Origin of the sequence: Dactylosporangium sp. CA-139114 (genome assembly GCF_050955725.1) — a bacterium.
Classification (GTDB): Bacteria; Actinomycetota; Actinomycetes; order Mycobacteriales; family Micromonosporaceae; genus Dactylosporangium.
Genome location: NZ_CP192080.1, coordinates 7,184,845 through 7,205,199 on the forward strand (window position 1 = coordinate 7,184,845; position 20,355 = coordinate 7,205,199).

The window sequence follows — 20,355 nt, forward strand, 5'->3', positions numbered from 1 at the left end:
GGGAGCTGGACGGGGTGGCGCTGCACCCGCCCGCGCTGCCGGTCGCGGCCAACGCCAGCGGCCGGCTCATCGACGCCGGTGCGGCGATCGGCCCCGAGGTCTTCGTCGACCAGGCCCGCCTGCCGGTCCGTTTCGCCGACGCCCTGACCGCCCTCGCCGAGCGCTGGCCGGACGCCGTCGCGGTCGAGGTCGGGCCGGGCCGCGCGCTCAGCGGCATGGCCGAGGCCGCCGGCATCCACGCGGTCGACCTGGTTGCGGCGCACGACAGCCCGGCGGGTGCGGGAATCATCACGGCGCTCGGCGAACTGTGGACCGGCGGCCAGCCCGTCGACGTGACCGAACTGTGCGGCGGGGGCCGCCCGGCGCACCTGCCGGGCTATCCGTTCGCCGGGCCGCGCTGGATCGCCCCGGAGACGCTGCCCGCCCCGGCCCCCGGGACCGCACCGGCGGCACCGGCCGCCACGGCGACCGAGCGGCCGGCGGCGGCGCCCGAGCACCCGCAGCCCGCGGCGGCCGGCCGCCCGGAGCCCGCGGAGGTCGTGTCGCAGCTGTGGGCCGAACTCCTCGGCCACCGCGCCCTCGACCCCGACGCCGATTTCTTCGCGCTCGGCGGCGACTCCCTGACCGTCACCCACCTCGCCCGCCGGATCAACCAGGCGCTCGGCATCAAGGTCCCGCTGCGCGACCTGCTCGCCGGGCGCACCCTCGGCCGCCAGCGCGCGCTCGTCGCCGAGCACATCGCCCAACTCAGCACCCAGAAGGAGTCCTGATGGCTGCCCCGACCACCCCGTTCGGCCCGCTCCAGCCGGGCATCGGCGCCCCGGTCGCCCCGACGGCGAGCGTGCCGGAGCTCGTCGCCCGGCAGGCCCAGGCCCGGCCGGACCGGCCCGCCGTGTCCAGCGGCGGCGACACCCTGACCTATGCCGAGCTCGAGCGCTGGGCCGGCCGGATCGCGCACCGCCTCGCCGCGGCCGGTGTCACCCGCGGCGACATGGTCGGCGTCGTCGCCGAGCCGTCGGCCGCGATGGTCGCGGCGGTGCTCGGCGTGGTGCGGCTCGGTGCCGCGTACGTCCCCGTCGACCTGGCCCAGCCCGACGAGCGCATCGCCGCCGTCCTGGCCGACGCCGGCGCCGGCCAGGTGGTCGTGACCGCCTTCGCCGCGGCGCGGGTCGCCGCGACCGGCCGGCCCGTGGTGCGGATCGACCCGCGGGACCTGGCCGGGGATGCGCCCGCGGTGCCCGCCCCGGCCGCGACCCTCGACGACCCCGCGTACGTCATCTACACCTCCGGCAGCACCGGTGAGCCCAAGGGCGTCCTGGTCGACCACCGCCGGCTGAGCGCGTCCACCGAGGCGCGGCGGATGGTGTACCCCGGCGACTCGGTCTTCCTGCTCGTCTCGCCGCTCGCGTTCGACTCGTCGGTGGCCGGTATCTGGGGGACGCTGTCCACCGGCGGCCATCTCGTCGTCGCCACCGCCGAGGAGGTCCGCGACCCCGGGTGCCTGGTCCGGCTGATCGCCGAGCATGGCGTGACCCGGCTGCTGTGCATCCCGTCGCTCTACGCCGTGCTGCTCGACGCCGCCCGGCGGGTCGGCGACGGCGTGCTGCGCAGCCTCGACACCGTCATCACCGCCGGGGAGGCCCTGCCGCAGGGGCTGGTCGACCGGCACTTCGCCGTGCACGACGGGGTTGCGCTGGTCAACGAGTACGGCCCGACCGAAGCCACCGTCTGGGCGACCTACCGCCGCTTCGACGCACCGGCGACCGTCTCCATCGGCGGCCCGGTCCCGGGCACCCGCCTCTATGTTCTGGACCAGGACGGCCGGCCGGTCAGCCCCGGGGTCGAGGGCGAGCTGTACATCGGCGGCGCCGGCGTGACCCAGGGCTACCTCGGCCGCCCCGACGCGACCGCGCGGGCCTTCCGCCCCGACCCGTTCGCCGGCGGCGCGGACGATCGGATGTACCGCACCGGCGACCTGGTCCGCTGGAACGACGACGGCACGCTCGACTTCATCGGCCGCCGGGACCACCAGATCAAGATCCGCGGGCACCGGATCGAGCTCGGCGCGGTCGAGAACGCCCTGCGCGCCGTCCCGGGGGTGCACGACGCGGTCGCCCTGCCCGACGCCGACGGCACCCGGCTGGCCGGATTCGTCGTCGCCGGGCCCGGTGTCGACGGCGAGCAGGTGCGCGCGCAGCTGGCCGGCCGCCTGCCGGCGGTGCAGGTGCCGGCGGTCGTACAGGTGCTGGACCGCTTCCCGACCACGGTCAACGGCAAGGTGGACCGGCCCCGGCTGCGCGCCTCGATCGGCGCCCCTGCCCCCGCTGCGGTCGCGGCGCCGGCCGGCTCCGGCGGGGCGGCCGGCGAGCGCACCGAGCAGGTCAGCGCGGCCTGGTCGGAGGTGCTGGCGTTGCCGACCGTCCCGTCCGACGTCAACTTCTTCGACCTCGGCGGGCACTCGCTGGCCATGTTCCGGCTCCAGGACGCGCTGGAGCGGCACACCGGCACCCGGCCCTCGGTCGTCGCCCTGTTCCGCCACACCACCGTCGCGGCCCAGGCCGAGCTGATCCGCACCGGCAACCGCGGTTCGGCCCGGGCCGGCGGCGCCGCCCGGCAGGCCGCCGTGGCCCGCGCCGAGGCCGCCCGGGCCCGGCGCCGGCGGGCGGAGGTGGACGCCTGATGCCCGGCCACGACGAGCTCTGGCTGCAGCATCCGGTGCCGCGGCCCGACGCCCGGCAGCGCCTCGTCTGCTTCCCGCACGCGGGCGGCTCGGCGGTGATCTTCCGCGACTGGGGCAACCACCTGACCGACACGGCGGTTTACGCGGTGCGCTATCCGGGGCGCGCCGAGCGCATCGACGAGCCGGCCCCCGACGACCTGCCCGCGCTCGGCCGCCGGATCGCCCGCGCCGTGGCGCAGCTCGGCGACCTGCCGCTGGCGCTGTTCGGCCACAGCATGGGCGCCGGCGTCGCCCTCGAGACCGCGCGGTCGCTGGAGAGCCTGGGCGTGCCGGTCAGCCACCTCTTCGCATCGGGCTCCCGCAACGCGCCACTGCCGGCGCCGCCACCGCCCGAGGCCGATGACGCGCACGACGACCCGGCGACCGTCGCCCGGCTGATCAGCCTCGGCGGCACCGATCCGCAGCTGGCCGCCGATCCGCTGTTCCAGGAGCTCGTGCTGCCCTACATCCGCAGCGACGGCCGGATGTTCCACGCCTACATGCGGTCGTTCTCGCCCGAGCCGCGGCTGCGCTGCCCGGTCACCACGATCGTCGGCGACGCCGACGCCGACGCCGACGAGCGGCCCTGGCCGGAGCTGACGGCCGGCCCGTTCCGCGAGGTCGTCGTGCCGGGCGACCACTTCTACCTGACCGGCCGCCCGCCGTTCGCGCTGCTCGAACCGGCCCGGAAGGAGACCCCGTGACCAGCGCTCCCACCGATTCCCGCACCGGCGCCGTCCCGCCGTTCGATCCCGAGCTGGACCAGCCGGTGCGAGACATCCTGGCCGGCCTGCCGAGCATGACCGCCGACACCATCGCCGAGCGCCGGGTGCGCTCGGCCGACGGCCGGATGACCGACGAGCAGATCCGCCGCGGCGGTGCGTTCAGCCTCGAGGAGCGCACGTTCCCCGGGCCGGGCGGCGACCTGGCCGTGCTGATCTGCCGTCCCACCGCGATGCCCGGGCCGCACGGGGTCATCGTCAACATCCACGGTGGCGGGATGGTCGCGGGGCACAACCGCACGCTCGAGCTGCACGGCGAGCTGGTCCGGGCGGAGCGGCTGGGCCTGGCCGTGGTCGCGGTCGAGTACCGGCTGGCGCCGGAGCACCCCGATCCGGCCCCGGTCGAGGACTGTTACGCCGGGCTGGTCTGGACCGCCGGGAACGCCGCCGGGCTCGGGCTGGACCCGGCCCGGATCGTCGTCAGCGGCAACAGTGCCGGCGGCGGGCTGGCGGCCGGGGTCGCGCTGATGGCCCGGGACCGGGGCGGGCCGCGGCTGCTCGGGCAGATGCTGCAGTGCCCGATGCTGGACGACCGCTGCGACTCGCCGTCCGGCCGGCAGATGGTCGGCGTCGGCCTGTGGGACCGCACGTCCAACGTCACCGGCTGGACCGCGCTGCTCGGTGATCGCCGGGGGACGCCGCGGGTGTCGTACTACGCCGCCCCCGCGCGAGCCGAGGACCTCAGCGGCCTGCCGCCGATGTTCGTCGACGTCGGCTCGGTGGAGGCGCTGCGGGACGAGAGCGTCGCCTTCGTGTCCCGGGTCTGGCAGCAGGGTGGCGATGCCGAGTTGCACGTCTGGGCCGGCGCGTTCCACAGCTTCGACCAGTGGGTGCCGGACGCCGTCGTCTCGGGCGCCGCCCAGGACGCTCGGATCGCGTGGCTGCGGCGCATCCTGGCCCGCAGTACCGGCTGAACAGTTGCCAAAAATTGCCAAGTTGAGTTGCCTGGTGTTGCCAAAGGAGGGAGACTGAGGCTCATGAATCGGCAACTGCGGTGCACCGTGATCGTCCCGACGTACAACCGGGTCAATCTCCTGCGGCACACCCTCGACTCGCTGGTCGGGCAGGACCTGCCCCGCGAGGACTTCGAGGTGATCGTGGCCGACGACGGGTCCAGCGACGGCACGCGGGCACTGGTGGACAGCTACCAGGACCGGCTGACGCTGCGGTACCGCTTCCAGCAGGACAAGGGCTTCCGGGTCGCCGCGGCCCGCAACATGGGCCTGCGGGACGCCCGCGCAGCGGTGAGCGTGTTCGTGGACTCCGGCGTCCTGCTCGGCTCCGGCGCGCTGGCGGCGCACTGCGCGGCGCACGAGGCGTCGGCCGGCCCGGTCGCGGTGATCGGCTATGTGTGGGGGTTCGCCGACGACGCGCAGGCCGCGGCGGAGAGCATCGATCCGGGCGACCCCGACGGCACGATCCGCCGCCTCGCACGCGAGGGCCGCTTCCCCGATGTGCGGGAGTGGTACTACGACCGCTACGGCGAGCAGCTGTGGAAGCTCGCCGCGCCGTGGCTCGTCTACTGGACGTGCAACGCGTCGGCCAACACCGCCCAGGCCCGGGCGGTCGGGCTGTTCGACGAGGCCTTCCAGTCCTGGGGCGGCGAGGACGTCGACCTGGCCTACCGGCTGCACCGGGGCGGGGCCACCTTCCTGCTCAGCCGGGACGCCGCCGGCATCCACCATCCGCACCCGAAGGAGGACATCCGCAGCGCCAAGGCGAACCACCACTACTTCGCGGCGAAGTACGACACGCCGATCACCCGGCTGCGGCCCGACCACGACATCTTCCTGATCGAGGAGGAGATCCGCACCCGCGGGCTGCTGCCCGACCACCTCGAACCGGCTCTGGAGAGGAAGTTCTGAACATGGCGAACGACATCACCGCCCAGCGCGTGCTGGTCGGCGCCTGCGGGATGGGCAACGGGCACAGCTCGCGGCAGCTGAGCCTGGTCAACCAGCTGCAGCAGCGGGGCCACCGGGTAGCCATCATCACCTTCGGCGACGGGGTGCCGGCGCTGGAGGGCGCGTTCGCCGCGCCGGTGCCGATCGCGGTGCCCACGCACTTCCCCGGCGGCTGGGTGGCCATGACGGGCGAAGGCATCGACGTGCCCCGCGCCGCCGCCAACGGCCGGGCCCAGGACCCGCGCGGCGACGCGTGGAACTTCGCGCTGTGCGAGCAGGTCATGGAGCAGCTCGGCGGGGCGCCGGACGTGGTGTTCACCGACTATGAGCCGGCCAGCGCCCAGATCGCCTACATGCTGGGCGCCCGGCTGATCACCACCGAGCAGCAGAGCAAGTTCCTGCTGTACCGCACGCCCGACGCCGGCGGCTACACGCGCGAGCAGGAGGCGGCGAAGCTGCGCTACTTCTTCCCGGCGGCGGACGAGCGGATCGCATCCTCGTTCTTCCCGGTGGAGTGGGAGCGCGACGAGCGCTACAGCGGCCGGGTGATCGAGCCGATCCTGCGACCCGACGTGCGCGGGCTCACGCCGGGGGTGGACGAGACGTCGGTGGTCGTGTACCTGTCGCCCTACGGTCCGACCCGCCAGAACCTCGACAAGATCCTCGAGATCCTGTCGGTGTCGGCACCCGGGCTGCGCTTCCAGGTCTTCACCAAGTCGCCCGTCGCCGGCGCGCCGGCCAACGTCGAGGTGGGCCCGTTCGACCGCCCGGCGTTCACCGCGGCGCTCGCCTCCTGCTCGGCCGTGATCTCCACCGCCGGGCACCAGCTGCTGTCCGAGTGCGTCTACCTCGGCAAGCCGGTCCTGGGGGTGCCGTTCGACGTGTACGAGCAGCATTTCAACGCGATGATGCTGGAGCGCTTCGGCATCGGGGCGTACACCGACGAGATCGCCCCGGAGCAGGTCCGCGACTTCCTGGCCCGGCGGGCCGAGTACGCCGCGGCCGCCCGGGCACTGGCGGCGCGGCAGTTCACCGGTGAGTCGACGGACCTGGTGGCGAGCCTCGGGCTGTAGCCCGGCACCACCCGAGACGGTCGTGTCGTGAAATAGCGCCATACGCCGGGTTCAGCACTTGGAGCGGACATGTTGGGGATTGGTCCTGGCGTGCCGGCCACGCATCGACCAAGATGAACGCACGGTCGCGATCGGGGGTACCCATGACTGCTGTGCGTGAGCTTCCGCTGCCCGCCGAGAAGGGCTGCCCGTTCGGGCCGCCGCCGGACTACGCCGAGCTGCGCGAGGCCAGCCCGGTCATCCGCGTGGCCTGCCCGACGGGGATCGACGCGTGGCTCGTGACGCGCTACGCCGACGTGCGGGAGGTGCTGAGCGACCCGCGGCGCTTCAGCACCCGCCCGGGCACGGCCGCGCACATCCTCGCCGGCTACAACAGCGAGCCGCCCGGCGAGGGCGACTTCGCCCGCATGGACGGCCCGGAGCACCTGCGCTTCCGCCGGCACATGGCGCCCGAGGTGTCGAACATGCAGCGGATCGCGCAGCTGCGCCCGCTCGTGCGGCGCATCGTCGACGAGCGCCTGGACGCCCTCGCCGGCATCGCCCCGCCGGTGGACCTCTACACCTGCTTCGCCAAGCCGGTGACCACCGCCGTCATCGCCGAGCTGCTCAGCGTGCCGGAGGCCGACCGGGTGCTGTTCCAGCAGGCGGCCGACGCGCTGTTCTCGGGCAGCTCCAGCGCCGAGGACTACGGCGCGGCGATGCGCCCGCTGCTGGAGTACCTCTTCGGCACCGTCCTCGCCCGCCGCGCGAACCCGGGCGACGACGTGCTCAGCCGCATGATCGTGCGCAGCGACCAGACCGACCGGCCGTTCACCGACACCGAGCTCGTGTCGATGGCCGCGGGCCTGCTCATGGCCGGCTACGACACCACCGCGAGCGTGATCGCCCACGGGATGCTGGCGCTGCTGGAGCACCCCGCGGAGCTGGCCCGGCTGCGGGAGCGCCCCGAGCTCGCGGCCGGCGGGGCCGAGGAGCTGGTGCGCTACCTCGGCGTCGGCACCGGCCTCATGCGCGAGGTCCTCGAGGACTGCGTGATCGGCGGGCAGCCGATGCGGGCGGGCGACCTCGTCGTGCTGGCGATCCAGTCCGCCAACCGCGACACCGCGCTGCACGCCGACGCCGACCGGTTCGACGTCGGCCGCGGCCCCGGCCCGCACGTCGGCTTCGGGCACGGGCCGCACCAGTGCGTCGGGCAGCAGCTGGCCCGGCTCGAGCTGACCGCCGTGCTGGCGGCGCTGCCCCGGCGGATCCCGTCGCTGCGGCTGGCCGTGCCGATCGGGGACATCCGCTTCAAGACACGCACCGCGGTGGGCGGGCCGGTCGCGGTGCCGGTGCTCTGGGACGAGGTGCTGCCCGCGCTCCCCGACGCGGACGAGGACGCCGGCTGATGTGGGTCGAGGTCCACCGGGACAAGTGCATCGGCTCGGGCGTGTGCGCGCTCGTCGCCCCGGAACTGTTCGACCAGCGCGACGACGACGGGGTGGTGATCCTGCTCGCCGAGCATCCGCCGGCGGGGCTGCGGGAGGCGGCCTACGAGGCGGCGACCCGGTGCCCGGCCGCCGTCATCGAGATCCACACGAACCGCGGGGCCGCCCCGGGCTGACGCCGGAGGCCGTGCGGGCGTGCACGCGACGACCTGGGAGTCCGCGCCGACCGCCGGCGCGGCCGCGGGCCCGGACGCCCTCGGCCGCGTCACGGCGCCGCCGGCGGGCCGCACCGGCCGCGTTGCCACGTCTCGAACGCCCACCAGCAGCGCAGGGTCGTGAGCACCGGGGCGCCGTCGTCGTCGACGGGCAGGCCGGTGCGCTCGTGCAGGGCGCGCAGCCGGTAGCGCACCGTGTTCGGGTGCACGTGCAGCGCCGCGGCCGTGCGGTCGAGGCGGCGGCCGTGGTCGAGATACGCCAGGGCGGTGCCGACCAGCTCGCGGTGGAAGGCGTCGGCCGGGTCGAGCCGCGCGAGCAGCGCCGCACCGAGCACCGCGCCGAGCTCCGGCTGGGCGGCCAGGGCCGTCTCCGCGGCGAGGTCGACCACCGCGAGCACGCCGGTGCGGGCGAAGCGCACGGCCCCCGTCAGCGCGGCGAGGCACAGCCGGTAGCCCTCGGCCGCCCGCCGCAGCGGCAGCGGCGGCCCGACGACGGCCGTGACGTCGGGGCCGGCGGCCGCCGGGGCCCGCGGGGTCAGTCCGGCGAGGCGGCCCTCGACGGTGCCGAAGACCCCGCCGCACGCGGCGAGCCGCGGCTGCAGCGCCTCGGCCCGGGCCGGGTCGGTCACGTCCAGCACGACGCAGCGGTACCGCGCGCCGGCGCGCAGCCCCACCGCCGGCGCGTCGTCCGCCTGGCCGCCGAGCAGCAGCGCCCGCAGCACCGCGTCGCGCTGGTCCCGCCGGCCCCGGGCCCGGGCCCGCTCGGCCTCGCGGTAGCCCTCGACGACGTGGCCTTCGAGCGCGCCGACGTACCGGTCGAAGTCCAGCGCCGCGCTCAGCAGCACCTCGTCCGGGATCCCCGCGGCCCGCCCGCGCGCGACGGCGACCTCCAGGACGCGGGTCCGGGCCGCCCGTACCGCACACAACAACCCGGCACACGGCACGCCCTGCGCGGCCCGGTCGGCCCCCAGCCGCGCGGCCTCCCCGAAGTCCGGCTCCCCGCCCTGGAACGCGGCCAGGCCGGCCGCGAGGAGCACGGCCACGTGCCGCCGGCTCTCGTGCGCGGGCAGCCGCGCCACGTCGGGCGAGGCGGACCGGGCGGCGGCGACGAGCTCGTCGACCAGCCCCTCGTCGCCGGCCAGCGCGGCCAGCAGCGGCGTGAGCGGGGTGGACACATCGGCCTCGCTGTCGTGGATTCGCGTTGTGGACTCGGCACAACCGCCGGGCGCGGCGTTGTGCGCCGGGACCTATCGACCGCCACCGATCGGCGATTTCCTGGAGGTTACCGCACGGTAACGACAAAGCCCAGGGAGGCCGCGTGTCCGCCATTCCCCGCCCCCGCCGCCGCGCCGCGCTCGCCGGTCTCGCCCTGCTCGCGAGCGCGCTCGTGCCGCTGTCGGGCGCGTCCGCGCCCGCCGCCGCGGCGCCCGCGCCGCAGGAGGTGATGTTCGTCGGCAACAACTGGGACGGCACGGTCGACGTGATCCGCTCCAGCGGCACCTACGAGAAGCTGCGGCGGATCAACGTCGTGCCCGACCGCGACCGGCGGCTCTGGGAGATCTACCTCAACCCGGTCCGGCTCGCCTTCTACCTCGGCGTCCAGCAGGGGCCGGGCGAGGGCCACGACCAGCTCGTCGACGACATGTACACGACGCCGGACGGCAGCGCCCTGGTCGTGTCCCGGCCCAGCTTCGCCGACGTCGTCGCCGTCGACCTGCGCACGGGCGCGCTGCGCTGGCGCTTCCCGGTCTCGGGCTTCCGGGCCGACCACATGGCCGTCTCCCCCGACGGCACCCAGGTCGCCGTCTCCGCCTCCACGTCGAACACCGTGCACGTGCTCGACATCACCACCGGCCGGCAGCTCGGCTCGTTCACCGCCGGCGACAAGCCGCACGAGAACATCTACACCGACGGCGGCCGCTACCTGTGGAACATGTCCATCGGTGAGGTCAACACCGACCTGGACGACCCGTGGCTGGACTGGACCAAGGGCGACCGGCACATCACGATCGCCGACACGCGCACGTTCCAGGTGGTCCGGACCATCGACATGCGGCAGCGGCTGGACGCGTTCGGCCGCGGCGACCTGTCCGACGCCGTCCGCCCGGCCGTCTTCACCCCGGACGAGCGGACGCTGTACTTCCAGCTGTCCTTCTTCAACGGCTTCGTGGAGTACGACGTCGCCGCCGACCGGATCACCCGCGTCCGGGAGCTGCCCAAGAACCCGGCGACCAGCCCGGACCGCACCACCTGGGTCAACGACTCCCGCCACCACGGCCTGTCGATGAGCCCGGACGGCGCGCACCTGTGCGTGGCGGGCACCATGGACGACTACGCGACCGTGGTGGACCGGGCCACGCTGCGGGAGGGCACCCTGATCCCGGCGAGCAAGCCCTACTGGGCCACGGTCAGCGGCGACGGCCGCGACTGCGTCATCTCCGAGTCCGGCGCCGACCAGGTGACCGCGATCAGCTTCGCCACCGGGCAGAAGGTCGTCAGCATCCCCGTCGGGGACCACCCCCAGCGCGTGCGGATCGGTCACATCGCCGCGAGCTGACCGGGCCGGGGCCGAGCACCGCGGTTGCCGGTCGGTTGCATCCGCCCGGCCCGCTCAGGTGTTCCCCGCGGCGGCCGAACGCTTTCCTGAAGAGGGGATTCGGGGAGGTCTCATGGCGTCACGGTCGTCGACCGGCGGGCTCGGGCGTGACCCCGTGCTGCTCGGCCTGGCCGTCCTCGCGCTCGCGGTGCCGCTCTGGTTCCTCGCCGGGCCCGGCGGGTCCGCGCTGTCGTGGGGCATCCAGACCGGCCTCGACCTCGGCATCATGGTCTTCTCGGCGCGCCTCGCCCGGCTCACCGCCGGCGAGCGTCCCGCCCGCCGGTTCTGGCTCGGGCTCGCCGCCGGGGGGCTGCTGTGCGCGCTGGGCGACGGGCTGCAGACCGCCCTCGTCGTCGCCGGCGGCCCCGGCACCCCGACCAGCCTCGTGCAGTCGTTGTGCGTGGTGCTCGCGATGTCCGTGATGATGGTGCTGATGCTGCGCCACCCGCTCGGGGACACCGGGCGGCTGCGGTTGCGCCTGTGGCTGGACGCGGCCACCGTGCTCGCCGGGGTCGCGGTGCTGCTGTGGTACTTCTCCATCGGCGCCCAGCTCGGCAACCCGCGCCTGGCCGACCAGCTCGCCTCGGCGGCGTCCTCGGTCGCCATGCTCGTCATCGTGCTCGGCGTGCTCAAGCTCATCCTGAGCGGCACCGCGCCGTTCACCCGCCTCGCCGGCGTGGCCGGGTGCGCCGGGGTGGCCGGGTCCGCGCTCGGCGCGGCCGCGAGCATCATCGTCACCGGCGGCCCGAACCCGCGCGTGGAGGCCGTCGCGTCGCTGCTGTCGTGCATCCTGACGGTGGCGAGCGTGCGCATCCAGGAGGTGCAGACCCGCAACCCGCGCGAGGACGCCCGGGTGCGCCGCCGGCGGTTCAGCCTCATGCCCTACGCCGCCGTCGGCGTGACCCAGGTGCTGCTCGTGTTCGCGCTGGCCGGCCGGGGCGCCGACCCGCGGCTGTGGGGCGTGGCCGCCGGGGTCCTGATGATCACCGGCCTGGTGCTCACCCGGCAGCTCGTCGCCTTCCACGACAACGACCGCCTGCTCACCGACCTCGACCGCAGCATGCTCGAGCTGCGGCAGCTGCACGGGGAGCTGCGCCACCGGGCGACCCACGACGCGCTGACCGGCCTGGCCAACCGGGCGCTGCTGGCCGAGCGCCTGGCCGCGCTGCCGCCCGCCGCGAACCTGAGCATCCTGGTGCTCGACCTCGACGGCTTCAAGCAGGTCAACGACCGCCACGGCCACCACACCGGCGACGAGCTGCTGGTGGCCGCGGCCCGGCGGCTGAGCGCGCGCGTGCGCGCCGACGATCTCGCCGTGCGGCTCGGCGGCGACGAGTTCGCGGTGGTCCTGCCGGACACGGACGCGGAGGTGGCCCGGCGCCTGGCGCAGGCCCTGACCGAGGCGCTCAGCGAGCCCTACGCGCTCGGCGGCACCGAGGCCCGCGTCGGCGCCAGCGTGGGCGTGGCCACCGGCACCCCGGCCGGGCTCGACGCGCTCCTGCGCGACGCCGACGCGGAGATGTACCGCATCAAGACCGCCCGCAAGACCGAAGCGCTCGCCGCCCCCGATGCCCGGGTGCCCGCCTGAGCACCAGGCCGTAGGTTGGACGCGTGTCGATGACGGTCGGGGTCGAGGAGGAGTTCCTGCTGCTCGACCCGGACTCGTGGCACAGCCTGCCGCTCGTGGCCGAGGCGCGGGCCGCGCTGGCGCCGCAGGCCCGCGAGCGCAGCCGGCACGAGTTCCGGCTCAGCACCCTGGAGATGGTCACGCCGGTCTGCACCACGCTGCGCGAGCTGCACGAGCACCTGGCCGCGAACCGCCGCGCCGCCGCCGGGGCCGCCGAGCGCGCCGGGGTGCGGCTCGTCGCCGTCGCCGCGACGCCGGTCGCCGAGCCGGACCGCAGCGTCACCCACTCGCCGCGCTACCGCGCGATCGCCCGGCACTACGGCCCGATCGCCCGCGACCCGGCCCTGTGCGGCTGCCACGTGCACGTCGGCGTCGCCGACCGTGACCTCGCCGTGCGCGTGTGCACCGCCCTGCGCCCGTGGCTGCCGGTGCTGCAGGCGATGTTCGCGAACTCCCCGTTTCACGAGGGCGGCGACACCGGCCACGACAGCTGGCGCGGCATCGCCATCGAACGCTGGCCGGGCCTCGGCCCGACGCCGCCGCTGGAGTCCTTCGCCGACTACGAGGACGCGGTGGCGCAGCTGGTCGCGTCGGGCTCCATGTACGAGCCCGAGCTGGTCTGGTGGCACGCCCGCCCGTCGCTGCGCTACCCGACGGTCGAGGTCCGCATCGCCGACGTGGCCCCGACGGCCGCCGAGGCGGTGCTGCTCGCGGCCCTGGTCCGCGGCCTGGTCGCCACCCTGGCCGCCGGGCTCGCCGCGGGTTCGGCCCTGCCGGTCGCACCGGAGCACCTGCTGCGGGCCGCGCACTGGAACGCCTGCCGTTCGGGCCTGCGCCACACGCTCACCGACCTGCGCCACCGCGCCGCGCGCCCCGCGTGGGACCTGGTCGCGGATCTGCTGGGCGAGATCACCCGGGCCCTGGACGCCCACGGCGACCTGGACCTCGTGCACGCCGGCCTGGCGCGCCTGCACGACGAGGGCAACGGCGCCACCCGCCTGCGCCGCGCCGCGACCGTCCCCGAGGCCCTGAGCGCCCGCGCCGCCGAGACGGCCGCGGCCTGAGCCACGCCCGGCGGCCGGGCTCACCGGCCGGACTCACCGGCCCGTTGCAGGTCGGGCCCGGCGCCGACCGCGGACACGACCTCGAAGCCGTGCGCCTGCAGCAGCCGGATCAGCCCGTCGCGCAGCAGGGCCAGGTCCTCGGCCACGACGACTCGCACGGGCAACACCGTACCGTGCCGGCCGGCCCCGCCGCCGCCCCCGGCCTCGGCGCGGGCCGGGCTGGACGTCGTCGCGTAGGGTCACCGGGTGAGCCTGTTCGCGCTGGCGGTCGACTATGGGACGTCCAACACCGTGGCCATCCTGCGCTGGCCCGACGGCAAGACGCGGCCGCTGCTGTTCGACGGCTCCCCGCTGCTGCCCTCGGCCGTGTACGCCATGGCCGACGGGCACCTCGCGACCGGCCGCGACGCGATCAACAGCGCGAAGCTCGACCCGGTGCGCTTCGAGCCGAACCCGAAGCGCCACGTCGACGAGCCGGACCTGCTGCTGGGTGATGCGACGGTACCGCTGGTCGCCGCCGTCGCCGCCACGCTCACCAGGGTCGCGGCCGAGGCGCGGCAGGTGGCCGGGCGGACGGTCGACGACCTCGCCATGACCTATCCGGCCGAGTGGGGATCGGCGCGCCGGGCGGTGCTGACGCAGGCCGCGAGCCGGGCCGGCCTCCCGCCGCCGCGGCTGGTGCCGGAGCCGGTCGCGGCCGGGCTCTACTTCACCGCCGTGCTCGGCCACCGGGTCCCGCCCGGGGCGAGCGTCCTCGTCTACGACCTGGGCGCGGGCACGTTCGACGCCTCCGTGGTCCGGCGCACGGCGAGCGGGTTCGAGACGCTGGCGTACCGCGGCCTCGACGACGTCGGCGGCGTCGACCTCGACGAGGTCGTCGTGCAGGAGATCGGGGCCGTCGCCGGCGCGAGCGCTCCCGAGGCGTGGGCGCGGCTGTCCCACCCGCGGACCGCCCCGGACCGCCGCGCCGCCCGCACCCTGCGCGAGGATGCCCGGATGCTCAAGGAGCGCCTCTCGCGCGAGTCCTCGGCCGGCCTGCTCGTGCCGATCCTCGACCGCGACCTGCACGTGACCCGCGGGGAGCTGGAGCAGCGGGCCCGGCCGCTCATCGCGCAGACGGTCGCGGTGACGGCGGCGACGCTCACCGCGTCCGGGGTGCCGCGCGAGCGGGTCGCGGGCCTGTTCCTGGTCGGCGGCTCGACCCGGATGCCGCTGGTCGCGACCGAGCTGCACCGCGCGCTGGGCATCACGCCGACGGTCCTGGACCAGCCCGAGCTCGTGGTCGCCGAGGGCGCGCTGGTCACCGACGTCCCGGCGCACCCGGCCCCGGTCTCGTCGCCGGCCTCGTCGCCGGCCTCGTCGCCGATCTCGTCGCCGATCGCGGTCCCGCCACCGCCGATGCCCGTGTCCGCGATGCCGATCTCGCCCCAGCCGGTGTCGCCGCCGTTCGCCGCGACCGGCCCGATCGTGCCCCAGCGCCCGATCATCCCCCAGCAGGCCGTGCCGGCCCCGCCCGTGCGGCCCGCGCCGCCGCAGCCGGCGCCGCTGCGGCCGTTCTTCCCCGCCGGGGGCCGGATGCCGGCCGAGTTCCGCACCAGCACCGGCGCGATCGCCGGCCGGGCGGCCGCCCGCATGCTGTGGGCCCTGCCGTTCTTCCTCGCCAGCATCCTGGCCTTCGGCGCCGTCTACGAGCCGACCGGCAACGACGATCTGGCGGTCGTCGCGGCGCTGCTGATCTGGGTGTACATCCTGGTCTGGCTCGGCAGCTCGATCGCCCGCATGGTCCGGGCCCCGGGCGAGCCCCAGCGCCTGCTCGTCGACGAGCACGGCCTGACGATCACGGTGCGCGGCCGCCCGGTGCACGTGCCGTGGGGCGAGCTGGACCGGGCCGAGGTGCGCACGCGCGGCTTCTTCCGGCGCCCGAACCTGCTCATCGTGCCCCGGCCCGGCAGCGGCCTGGCCGCCCACCCCGACTGGCGCCACCGGGTCGTGCTCGGCGGAGCGGCGCTGAAGGTCGCGGACCTGCGCACCCTCGGCGCGAACCGCACGTCGGTGGGCTCGGCCGTGCGGCAGTATCTGCCCTCATGAGGATCCCCGCCGACGCCGAGATCCGCGCGCTGCACGAACGCCTCGCGCCGACCCCGCGGGCCTTCACGCTGGTGTACACCCACTGCGAGATCGTCGCCCGGATCGCCTCGCAGCTCGCCGGCCCCGACGTGGACCCGGCCCTCGTGCGCGCCGGTTGCCTGCTGCACGACATCGGCGTGTACCGGCTCGGCGCGGGCGAGGCGTACATCCGCCACGGCGTGCTCGGCCACGAGGCGCTGGCCGGGCTCGGCTTCCCCGAGACCCTGAGCCGGTTCTGCTCGCACCACACCGGGGTCGGCCTGACCCGCGAGGACATCGACCGGCAGGGCCTCCCCCTGCCGGTCGGCGACTACGTGGCGGAGACGGGCGAGGAGCGGCTGGTGATGTACGCCGACAAGTTCCACAGCAAGTCGACGCCCCCGCGGTTCGTGTCGGCCGCGGCGTACACGGTGGCCGTCGCCCGCTTCGGCGAGGAGAAGGCCGCGGCGTTCAAGGCGATGGTCGCCGAGTACGGCGAGCCGGACCTGAGCCGGCTCGCCGCCGAGTACGGCCACGCCATCGCCTAGTCGCGCCTAGTTGCGGTACCGGAACAGGATCCGGCCCCTCGACAGGTCGTACTGGCTGAGCTCGACCAGCACGCGGTCGAACGGCAGGATCTTGATGTAGTTCTTGCGGATCTTGCCGCTGATGTGGGCCAGGACGACGTGGCCGTTCGCGAGCTCGACGCGGAACTTGGCGTCGCGCAGGCACTCCAGCACGGTGCCCTCGAGCTGGATCCCGTCGGTTGCCCTGGGCATCAGCGGATCACCAGCTCGAGGTTGCTGCCGGTGCGGCGCGCGCCGGCGGCCTCGAAGAGCGCGACCGCCGCGATGTTGGCCTCGTGCACGTCCGCGGAGACGGTCGCGACCCCGCGGGCCGCGGTGGCCGCCAGGATCTGCGCGAGCAGGGCGGAGGCGATGCCGCGCCGGCGATGAGCGGACCGGACCGCGATGAGGCCGATCCTCGTGTGCCTCGGCAGCAGCGCCAGGCGGGCCAGGCCCACGTAGGCGCCGGGCTCGGCGGCGACCGCGTAGTGGGCGGGGTCCAGCGGGCGGGACAGGACCGCCGCGGGCATCTGATCCCACCCGATCGTGGACTCGATCTCGGCGCGGATCGCCCGGTCCAGGCGGCGCAGCGGGTCCAGCTCGGCGGTGCCGACGGGCAGCAGCGTCAAGCCCGGCCGTGGTACCGCACCGTCGCCGCCGGCGGCCAGGACGTACTCCCATTCGCGGCGGCGGGCGGTCAGCCCGGCCCGCACCCACCGGGTGCGCAGGTCGGCGTCGGCCTCGTCCACGACGGTGAACAGCGGCCGCGCCAGGGCGGCCAGCATCGCCCCGGCCAGGCGGGCGAAGACGTCGTCGTGCCAGGCGTCGACGCTGAGGAAGAGGCGGCCGTCCGGGCGGGGCGAGGCTTCGCCGCGGCCGACCACGAGGTCGTCGTCGAGGGCATGCCACTGCCGCTCGGCGACGCGCGTGATGACGAGTGTGTGCATCGGTGTCACCTTTCGGGAGATCCCACAGGGACGCTCCCGGGCGGCACCTACCGCAGTCGCCCGACCGTGACGGGAATGGGGAGCACCCACATCGCTACAACGTTCACGGTGCTCACCTCCTCGGGCCGGACCACGGTCGACGGCACGTTACCGCGGCCGCCCGCCGCCCGTCCAGCGATAAACCGGTCTCGGGCGCCCCGACGCTCGGCGCGGCGCCGGAGCGGCTCCTCGACCGCGGTGGGCGGCGTGGTCTCGAAGCCGATGAGCTTCGCCCAGGTCGGCGTGGCGACGATCGGCCGGTCGACCCTCGTTGCGCCGGCCGCCGCGTCCGCACCGCGAAGCCAGGGAAAAATGGTCCCGTGATCTCGGCGCTCAACCAGCTCGTCGACCTCGTCGAGGAGCACCTCACGGAGGAGCTCGACGTCGGCACGTTCGCCAAGGCGTCCGGCACGACCGAGTACCACCTGCGCCGGATGTTCTCGTCACTGGCCGGCATGCCGCTGTCGGAGTATGTGCGCCGGCGTCGCATGACCGTCGCGGCGGCCGACGTGGTGCGGGGCGAGGACGATCTGCTGAGCATCGCCGTCCGGCACGGGTACGGCTCGACGGAGGCGTTCGGACGTGCGTTCCGCGCGGTGCACGGCGCCGGCCCCGGTGACGTACGCCGCGACGGAGGCCCCCTTCGCACCCAGCCCCGCGTCAGGTTCCGCCTGACCGTGGAGGGGAGCGTCCCCATGGACACCCGCATCGTCGAGCGCCCCGCCTTCCGGCTCGTGGGGCACGCGGCCCGGGTCCCGCTGGTCCACCGGGGCGTCAACCCGCACATCCAGCGGCTCGTCGCGGCGCTGCCGCCGCGGGAGCACGCCCGGCTGAAGGCCCTCGCCGACACCTCACCGGCGGGGCTGCTGCAGGTCAGCGCCGACGTCGACCCCGACGCCGCCGAGGGCAGCCCGCTCACCTACCTGCACGGGGTCGCCGTCGCCCTGGCCACGCCGGTCCCCGGCGACCTGCACGCCATCGACGTGGGGGCGGGGATGTGGGCGGTGTTCCGCACGGCCGGGCCGTTCCCGCGGGCGCTGCAGGACGCCTGGGCCGCGACCGCGACCGCGTGGTTCCCGTCGAATCCGTGGCGGCTGCGGGCGGGTCCTTCGATCGTCGCGTTCCTGGAGCGCGCGGACGACCTCAGCACGGCGACCTGTGAGCTGTGGCTGCCCATCGAGCCGGCGTAACCACCCTGCGGGCGCACGAACGTCGCCCGTTTGAGCGATGGGCTGCACGCTTGAGCGGTGGGCTGCACGTTTGAGCGGAGCGCTGCACCCGCGCACGCGGATTCGCGCGACGCCCGCGAGCGAACGCGCATGCACTCGCGCGACGAGCACGGGTGGGTTGTGGTTCGCGGGCCCGGTGTCAGAGGCCGGCCAGGAAGGCCAGTGCGCGTTCGAGCACCAGGGCGGTCGCGGCCGCGTCGTAGGACGGGAGCGAGGAGTCGGTGAAGAGATGCTTGTCGCCTTCGTACACGTACAGCTGCGCGAGTGTGTCGCCGGCCCGTCCGACCAGCTCGCGCGCGGCGTCGATGTCGCCCTCGCCGGCGAAGAACGGGTCGGCGTCCATGCCGTGGATCTGCACCGGGACCCCGTCCGGCCAGGGGCCGATCGCCCACTCGCCGGTGACGGGCAGGCAGGCCTCGACGAGCAGCGCGCCCCTGGCCCCCGGCCGCGTCTGCGCCAGTCGCTGCGCGGTCATCACACCCCAGGAGATGCCGGCGTACACCATGCCGTCGTACTCCTCCCAGCTCCGCTCCCCCAGCGGCACGCTGACCTCGTCCGAGCCGTCGTCGTGTTGCGTCGCGGTCGTGGCCTCGAGCGTGGCATCGTCCCGCGGCGCGGCTGTGCCCTCGTCCGAGCCACCGTCCTGCGGCGCGGCCGGGGCGGAGCCCTGCTCCAGCGACGCGGCCAGGGCCGCGCCCGCCTCCAGCGTGGCCGGGCGCGCGCCACCGAACAGGTCCGGCGTGTGCACCGTGTGTCCGTTCGCGCGCAAACCGTCGGCGAACGCGCGCACTCCGCCGGTCAGCCCCAGCAGGTGGTGGAAGAGCACAACCTCGGCCATCGCCGGGCCCCCCAATGATCGATCGAAAAATCTCGGACGTTTGAACACCCTAGAATGATCGGACTATGCCGGTCAATCACTCCATCCCCGACTACGAGCTCGGCGACATGCTCGTGGTGACCGCCCCCGAGCAGCTGCGCGCGCTCGCCGACCCGCTGCGCTCGACGCTGCTGGAGCTGGTGCTGGAGCGCGCCGCGACCGTGTCCGAGCTGGCCGAGGCGGTCGGGCGGCCGAAGGGCACGGTCGCGTACCACGTGAGCCACCTCGTCACCATCGGACTGTTCCAGGTCGTGCGCACCCGCCGGGTCCGCGCGATCGAGGAGCGCTACTACGGCCGGGTCGCGCGCACCCTGTACGTCGGCGTGCTCTCCAGCCCGCAGGAGCAGCGCATCGCGGCGGGCATCAACGGCCTGGCGACCGCGGCCGCCGAGTCCGCCGCCGCGCACGCCGCCGACGACCTGCGCTGCACGCTGGTGCATGCGCGCATTCCGCGTGACGAAGTGCGCAATTTCTGGGCCGAAGTGCAGGCGCTCGCGCGGCGATTCGCGCAGATTCCGCGGGCCGGCGACCAGGTCTACGGGTTCGCCGCCGGGCTCTACCCCACCGACGCTCCGGCGCTGCCCGAGCCGGCCCCTGATGCGGCCGACGCGACCACCGACCCGGAGTGAAGCAGCCGCCGTAACGCCGACCGGCGCCGACGTGGCGCGACACAGAAGCACGCGTTGCGACACCTTGGGACGCTGCGCCGGATGGGGGATGTGGAGCGACACGAAACGACGCAATGCGACACCAGCGCTGCGCGAGGCGACACATCGGTGCGGCGCCGTGGGTGTTCGGCCGGCTGATGCGGCTGTCGCGCGGCGACGCCACCAAGACCGCGAAGCTGTTGGTCATGCGGCACGAGGTGGCGGTCCTGCGCCCACAGGTCGGCCGGCCGAGACCGTCGTGGCCGGACCGGGCAGTGCTGTCCGCGCTGACGCGGCTGCTGCCTGGCCGGTTGCGCGGGCATCGCCTCGTCACGCCCGCCACGCTGCTGGCTTGGCATCGCCGGCTGGTCCAACGCCGGTGGACCTACCCGGGCCGGCCAGGCCGTGCCTACGCATCCCGTCGCCTCGCTGTGCCCTCATCTCCACCGCCGGGCTGCTGTCGTTCTCTGAGCTCTGCAGGGCTGACGTTGCCCGTCCCGGACCGGCGCGACCCTCAGGCCGTGCGCCGGTCCGGGA

19 protein-coding genes and 2 pseudogenes are annotated in these 20,355 nt (G+C 75.0%); 15 read left to right on the forward strand and 6 right to left on the reverse strand.

Annotation, left to right across the window (positions count from 1 at the left end; genetic code table 11):
• The first annotated feature begins 215 nt into the window (after positions 1-215).
• From ACQP2P_RS32100 to ACQP2P_RS32135, 8 genes and pseudogenes are all read left to right on the forward strand, one after another.
• Positions 216-770 (forward strand): phosphopantetheine-binding protein, encoded by a 555-nt coding sequence (locus ACQP2P_RS32100; RefSeq protein WP_433619345.1) that lies wholly within the window; start codon positions 216-218, stop codon positions 768-770.
• A gap of 146 nt (positions 771-916) precedes the next feature.
• Positions 917-2,680, forward strand: a pseudogene (locus tag ACQP2P_RS32105) (non-ribosomal peptide synthetase); the annotation flags it as partial.
• Positions 2,680-3,423 carry a thioesterase II family protein gene (locus ACQP2P_RS32110; RefSeq protein ID WP_433607186.1) on the forward strand — a complete coding sequence of 248 codons (744 nt, stop codon included), beginning with the start codon at positions 2,680-2,682 and terminating at the stop codon, positions 3,421-3,423. The pseudogene ACQP2P_RS32105 and the gene ACQP2P_RS32110, both read left to right, overlap by 1 nt.
• On the forward strand, positions 3,420-4,415 hold the full coding sequence (locus tag ACQP2P_RS32115; protein ID WP_433607188.1) for an alpha/beta hydrolase: 996 nt from the start codon (positions 3,420-3,422) through the stop codon (positions 4,413-4,415). Before ACQP2P_RS32110 ends, ACQP2P_RS32115 begins: the two co-directional genes overlap by 4 nt.
• 63 nt (positions 4,416-4,478) lie before the next feature.
• A complete protein-coding gene (locus ACQP2P_RS32120) occupies positions 4,479-5,366 on the forward strand; it encodes a glycosyltransferase (RefSeq protein ID WP_433607190.1) in 888 nt (295 codons plus the stop codon).
• A 2-nt stretch (positions 5,367-5,368) separates the two neighbouring features.
• On the forward strand, positions 5,369-6,478 hold the full coding sequence (locus ACQP2P_RS32125) for a glycosyltransferase family protein (protein ID WP_433607192.1): 1,110 nt from the start codon (positions 5,369-5,371) through the stop codon (positions 6,476-6,478).
• A gap of 143 nt (positions 6,479-6,621) precedes the next feature.
• A complete protein-coding gene (locus ACQP2P_RS32130; protein ID WP_433607194.1) occupies positions 6,622-7,866 on the forward strand; it encodes a cytochrome P450 in 1,245 nt (414 codons plus the stop codon).
• The gene (locus tag ACQP2P_RS32135) at positions 7,866-8,081 is read left to right on the forward strand and encodes a ferredoxin (RefSeq protein WP_433607196.1); all 216 of its coding nucleotides are present in this window, start codon (positions 7,866-7,868) and stop codon (positions 8,079-8,081) included. Before ACQP2P_RS32130 ends, ACQP2P_RS32135 begins: the two co-directional genes overlap by 1 nt.
• Before the next feature lie 89 nt (positions 8,082-8,170).
• Here ACQP2P_RS32135 and ACQP2P_RS32140 read toward each other — a convergent pair whose 3' ends face one another.
• Positions 8,171-9,295, reverse strand: coding sequence for a PucR family transcriptional regulator (locus ACQP2P_RS32140; protein ID WP_433607198.1), 1,125 nt, complete (start codon positions 9,293-9,295; stop codon positions 8,171-8,173).
• A gap of 143 nt (positions 9,296-9,438) precedes the next feature.
• Here ACQP2P_RS32140 and ACQP2P_RS32145 point away from each other — a divergent pair, with 143 nt between their 5' ends.
• The 3 genes from ACQP2P_RS32145 (at position 9,439) to ACQP2P_RS32155 (ending at position 13,407) form a co-directional block, all read left to right on the forward strand.
• Entirely contained in the window at positions 9,439-10,677 is a 1,239-nt protein-coding gene (locus ACQP2P_RS32145) for a YncE family protein (protein WP_433607200.1), read from the forward strand.
• A 112-nt stretch (positions 10,678-10,789) separates the two neighbouring features.
• Positions 10,790-12,304, forward strand: a complete 1,515-nt coding sequence (locus ACQP2P_RS32150; protein ID WP_433607202.1) for a diguanylate cyclase domain-containing protein — start codon at positions 10,790-10,792, stop codon at positions 12,302-12,304.
• Between the two features lie 29 nt (positions 12,305-12,333).
• The gene (locus ACQP2P_RS32155; protein WP_433619347.1) at positions 12,334-13,407 is read left to right on the forward strand and encodes a carboxylate-amine ligase; all 1,074 of its coding nucleotides are present in this window, start codon (positions 12,334-12,336) and stop codon (positions 13,405-13,407) included.
• 41 nt (positions 13,408-13,448) lie between these two features.
• Here the strand turns inward: ACQP2P_RS32155 and ACQP2P_RS32160 are convergent.
• Positions 13,449-13,565: pseudogene (locus tag ACQP2P_RS32160) on the reverse strand (DNA-binding response regulator); the annotation flags it as partial.
• Positions 13,566-13,653: 88 nt separating this feature from the next.
• Between ACQP2P_RS32160 and ACQP2P_RS32165 the strand changes: the two are divergent.
• Together ACQP2P_RS32165 and ACQP2P_RS32170 are read left to right on the forward strand one after the other, a co-directional pair.
• Entirely contained in the window at positions 13,654-15,495 is a 1,842-nt protein-coding gene (locus ACQP2P_RS32165) for an Hsp70 family protein (protein WP_433607204.1), read from the forward strand.
• Positions 15,492-16,061 carry an HD domain-containing protein gene (locus ACQP2P_RS32170; RefSeq protein ID WP_433607206.1) on the forward strand — a complete coding sequence of 190 codons (570 nt, stop codon included), beginning with the start codon at positions 15,492-15,494 and terminating at the stop codon, positions 16,059-16,061. The genes ACQP2P_RS32165 and ACQP2P_RS32170 overlap by 4 nt, the downstream gene beginning before the upstream one ends.
• Before the next feature lie 6 nt (positions 16,062-16,067).
• Here ACQP2P_RS32170 and infA read toward each other — a convergent pair whose 3' ends face one another.
• From infA to ACQP2P_RS32185, 3 genes are read right to left on the reverse strand one after another with little or no spacing between them, the layout of a single operon-like run.
• Positions 16,068-16,292 (reverse strand): translation initiation factor IF-1, encoded by a 225-nt coding sequence (gene infA, locus ACQP2P_RS32175; protein WP_433087642.1) that lies wholly within the window; start codon positions 16,290-16,292, stop codon positions 16,068-16,070.
• Positions 16,292-17,026, reverse strand: coding sequence for a GNAT family N-acetyltransferase (locus tag ACQP2P_RS32180; RefSeq protein ID WP_433607208.1), 735 nt, complete (start codon positions 17,024-17,026; stop codon positions 16,292-16,294). Before ACQP2P_RS32180 ends, infA begins: the two co-directional genes overlap by 1 nt.
• A gap of 47 nt (positions 17,027-17,073) precedes the next feature.
• Complete coding sequence (locus ACQP2P_RS32185) at positions 17,074-17,430, reverse strand: hypothetical protein (protein WP_433607210.1); 357 nt, start codon at positions 17,428-17,430, stop codon at positions 17,074-17,076.
• Here ACQP2P_RS32185 and ACQP2P_RS32190 point away from each other — a divergent pair.
• Positions 17,386-18,255: an AraC family transcriptional regulator gene (locus ACQP2P_RS32190; protein ID WP_433607212.1), complete on the forward strand. Its 870-nt coding sequence runs from the start codon at positions 17,386-17,388 to the stop codon at positions 18,253-18,255. The genes ACQP2P_RS32185 and ACQP2P_RS32190 overlap by 45 nt on opposite strands.
• Positions 18,256-18,433: 178 nt before the next feature.
• Here the strand turns inward: ACQP2P_RS32190 and ACQP2P_RS32195 are convergent, their stop codons facing one another.
• On the reverse strand, positions 18,434-19,132 hold the full coding sequence (locus tag ACQP2P_RS32195; RefSeq protein ID WP_433607214.1) for a dienelactone hydrolase family protein: 699 nt from the start codon (positions 19,130-19,132) through the stop codon (positions 18,434-18,436).
• 65 nt (positions 19,133-19,197) lie between these two features.
• On the opposite strand from ACQP2P_RS32195, the gene ACQP2P_RS32200 reads away from it, so the two are divergent.
• Positions 19,198-19,800 carry an ArsR/SmtB family transcription factor gene (locus ACQP2P_RS32200; RefSeq protein WP_433607216.1) on the forward strand — a complete coding sequence of 201 codons (603 nt, stop codon included), beginning with the start codon at positions 19,198-19,200 and terminating at the stop codon, positions 19,798-19,800.
• The last annotated feature ends 555 nt before the right edge of the window (positions 19,801-20,355 follow it).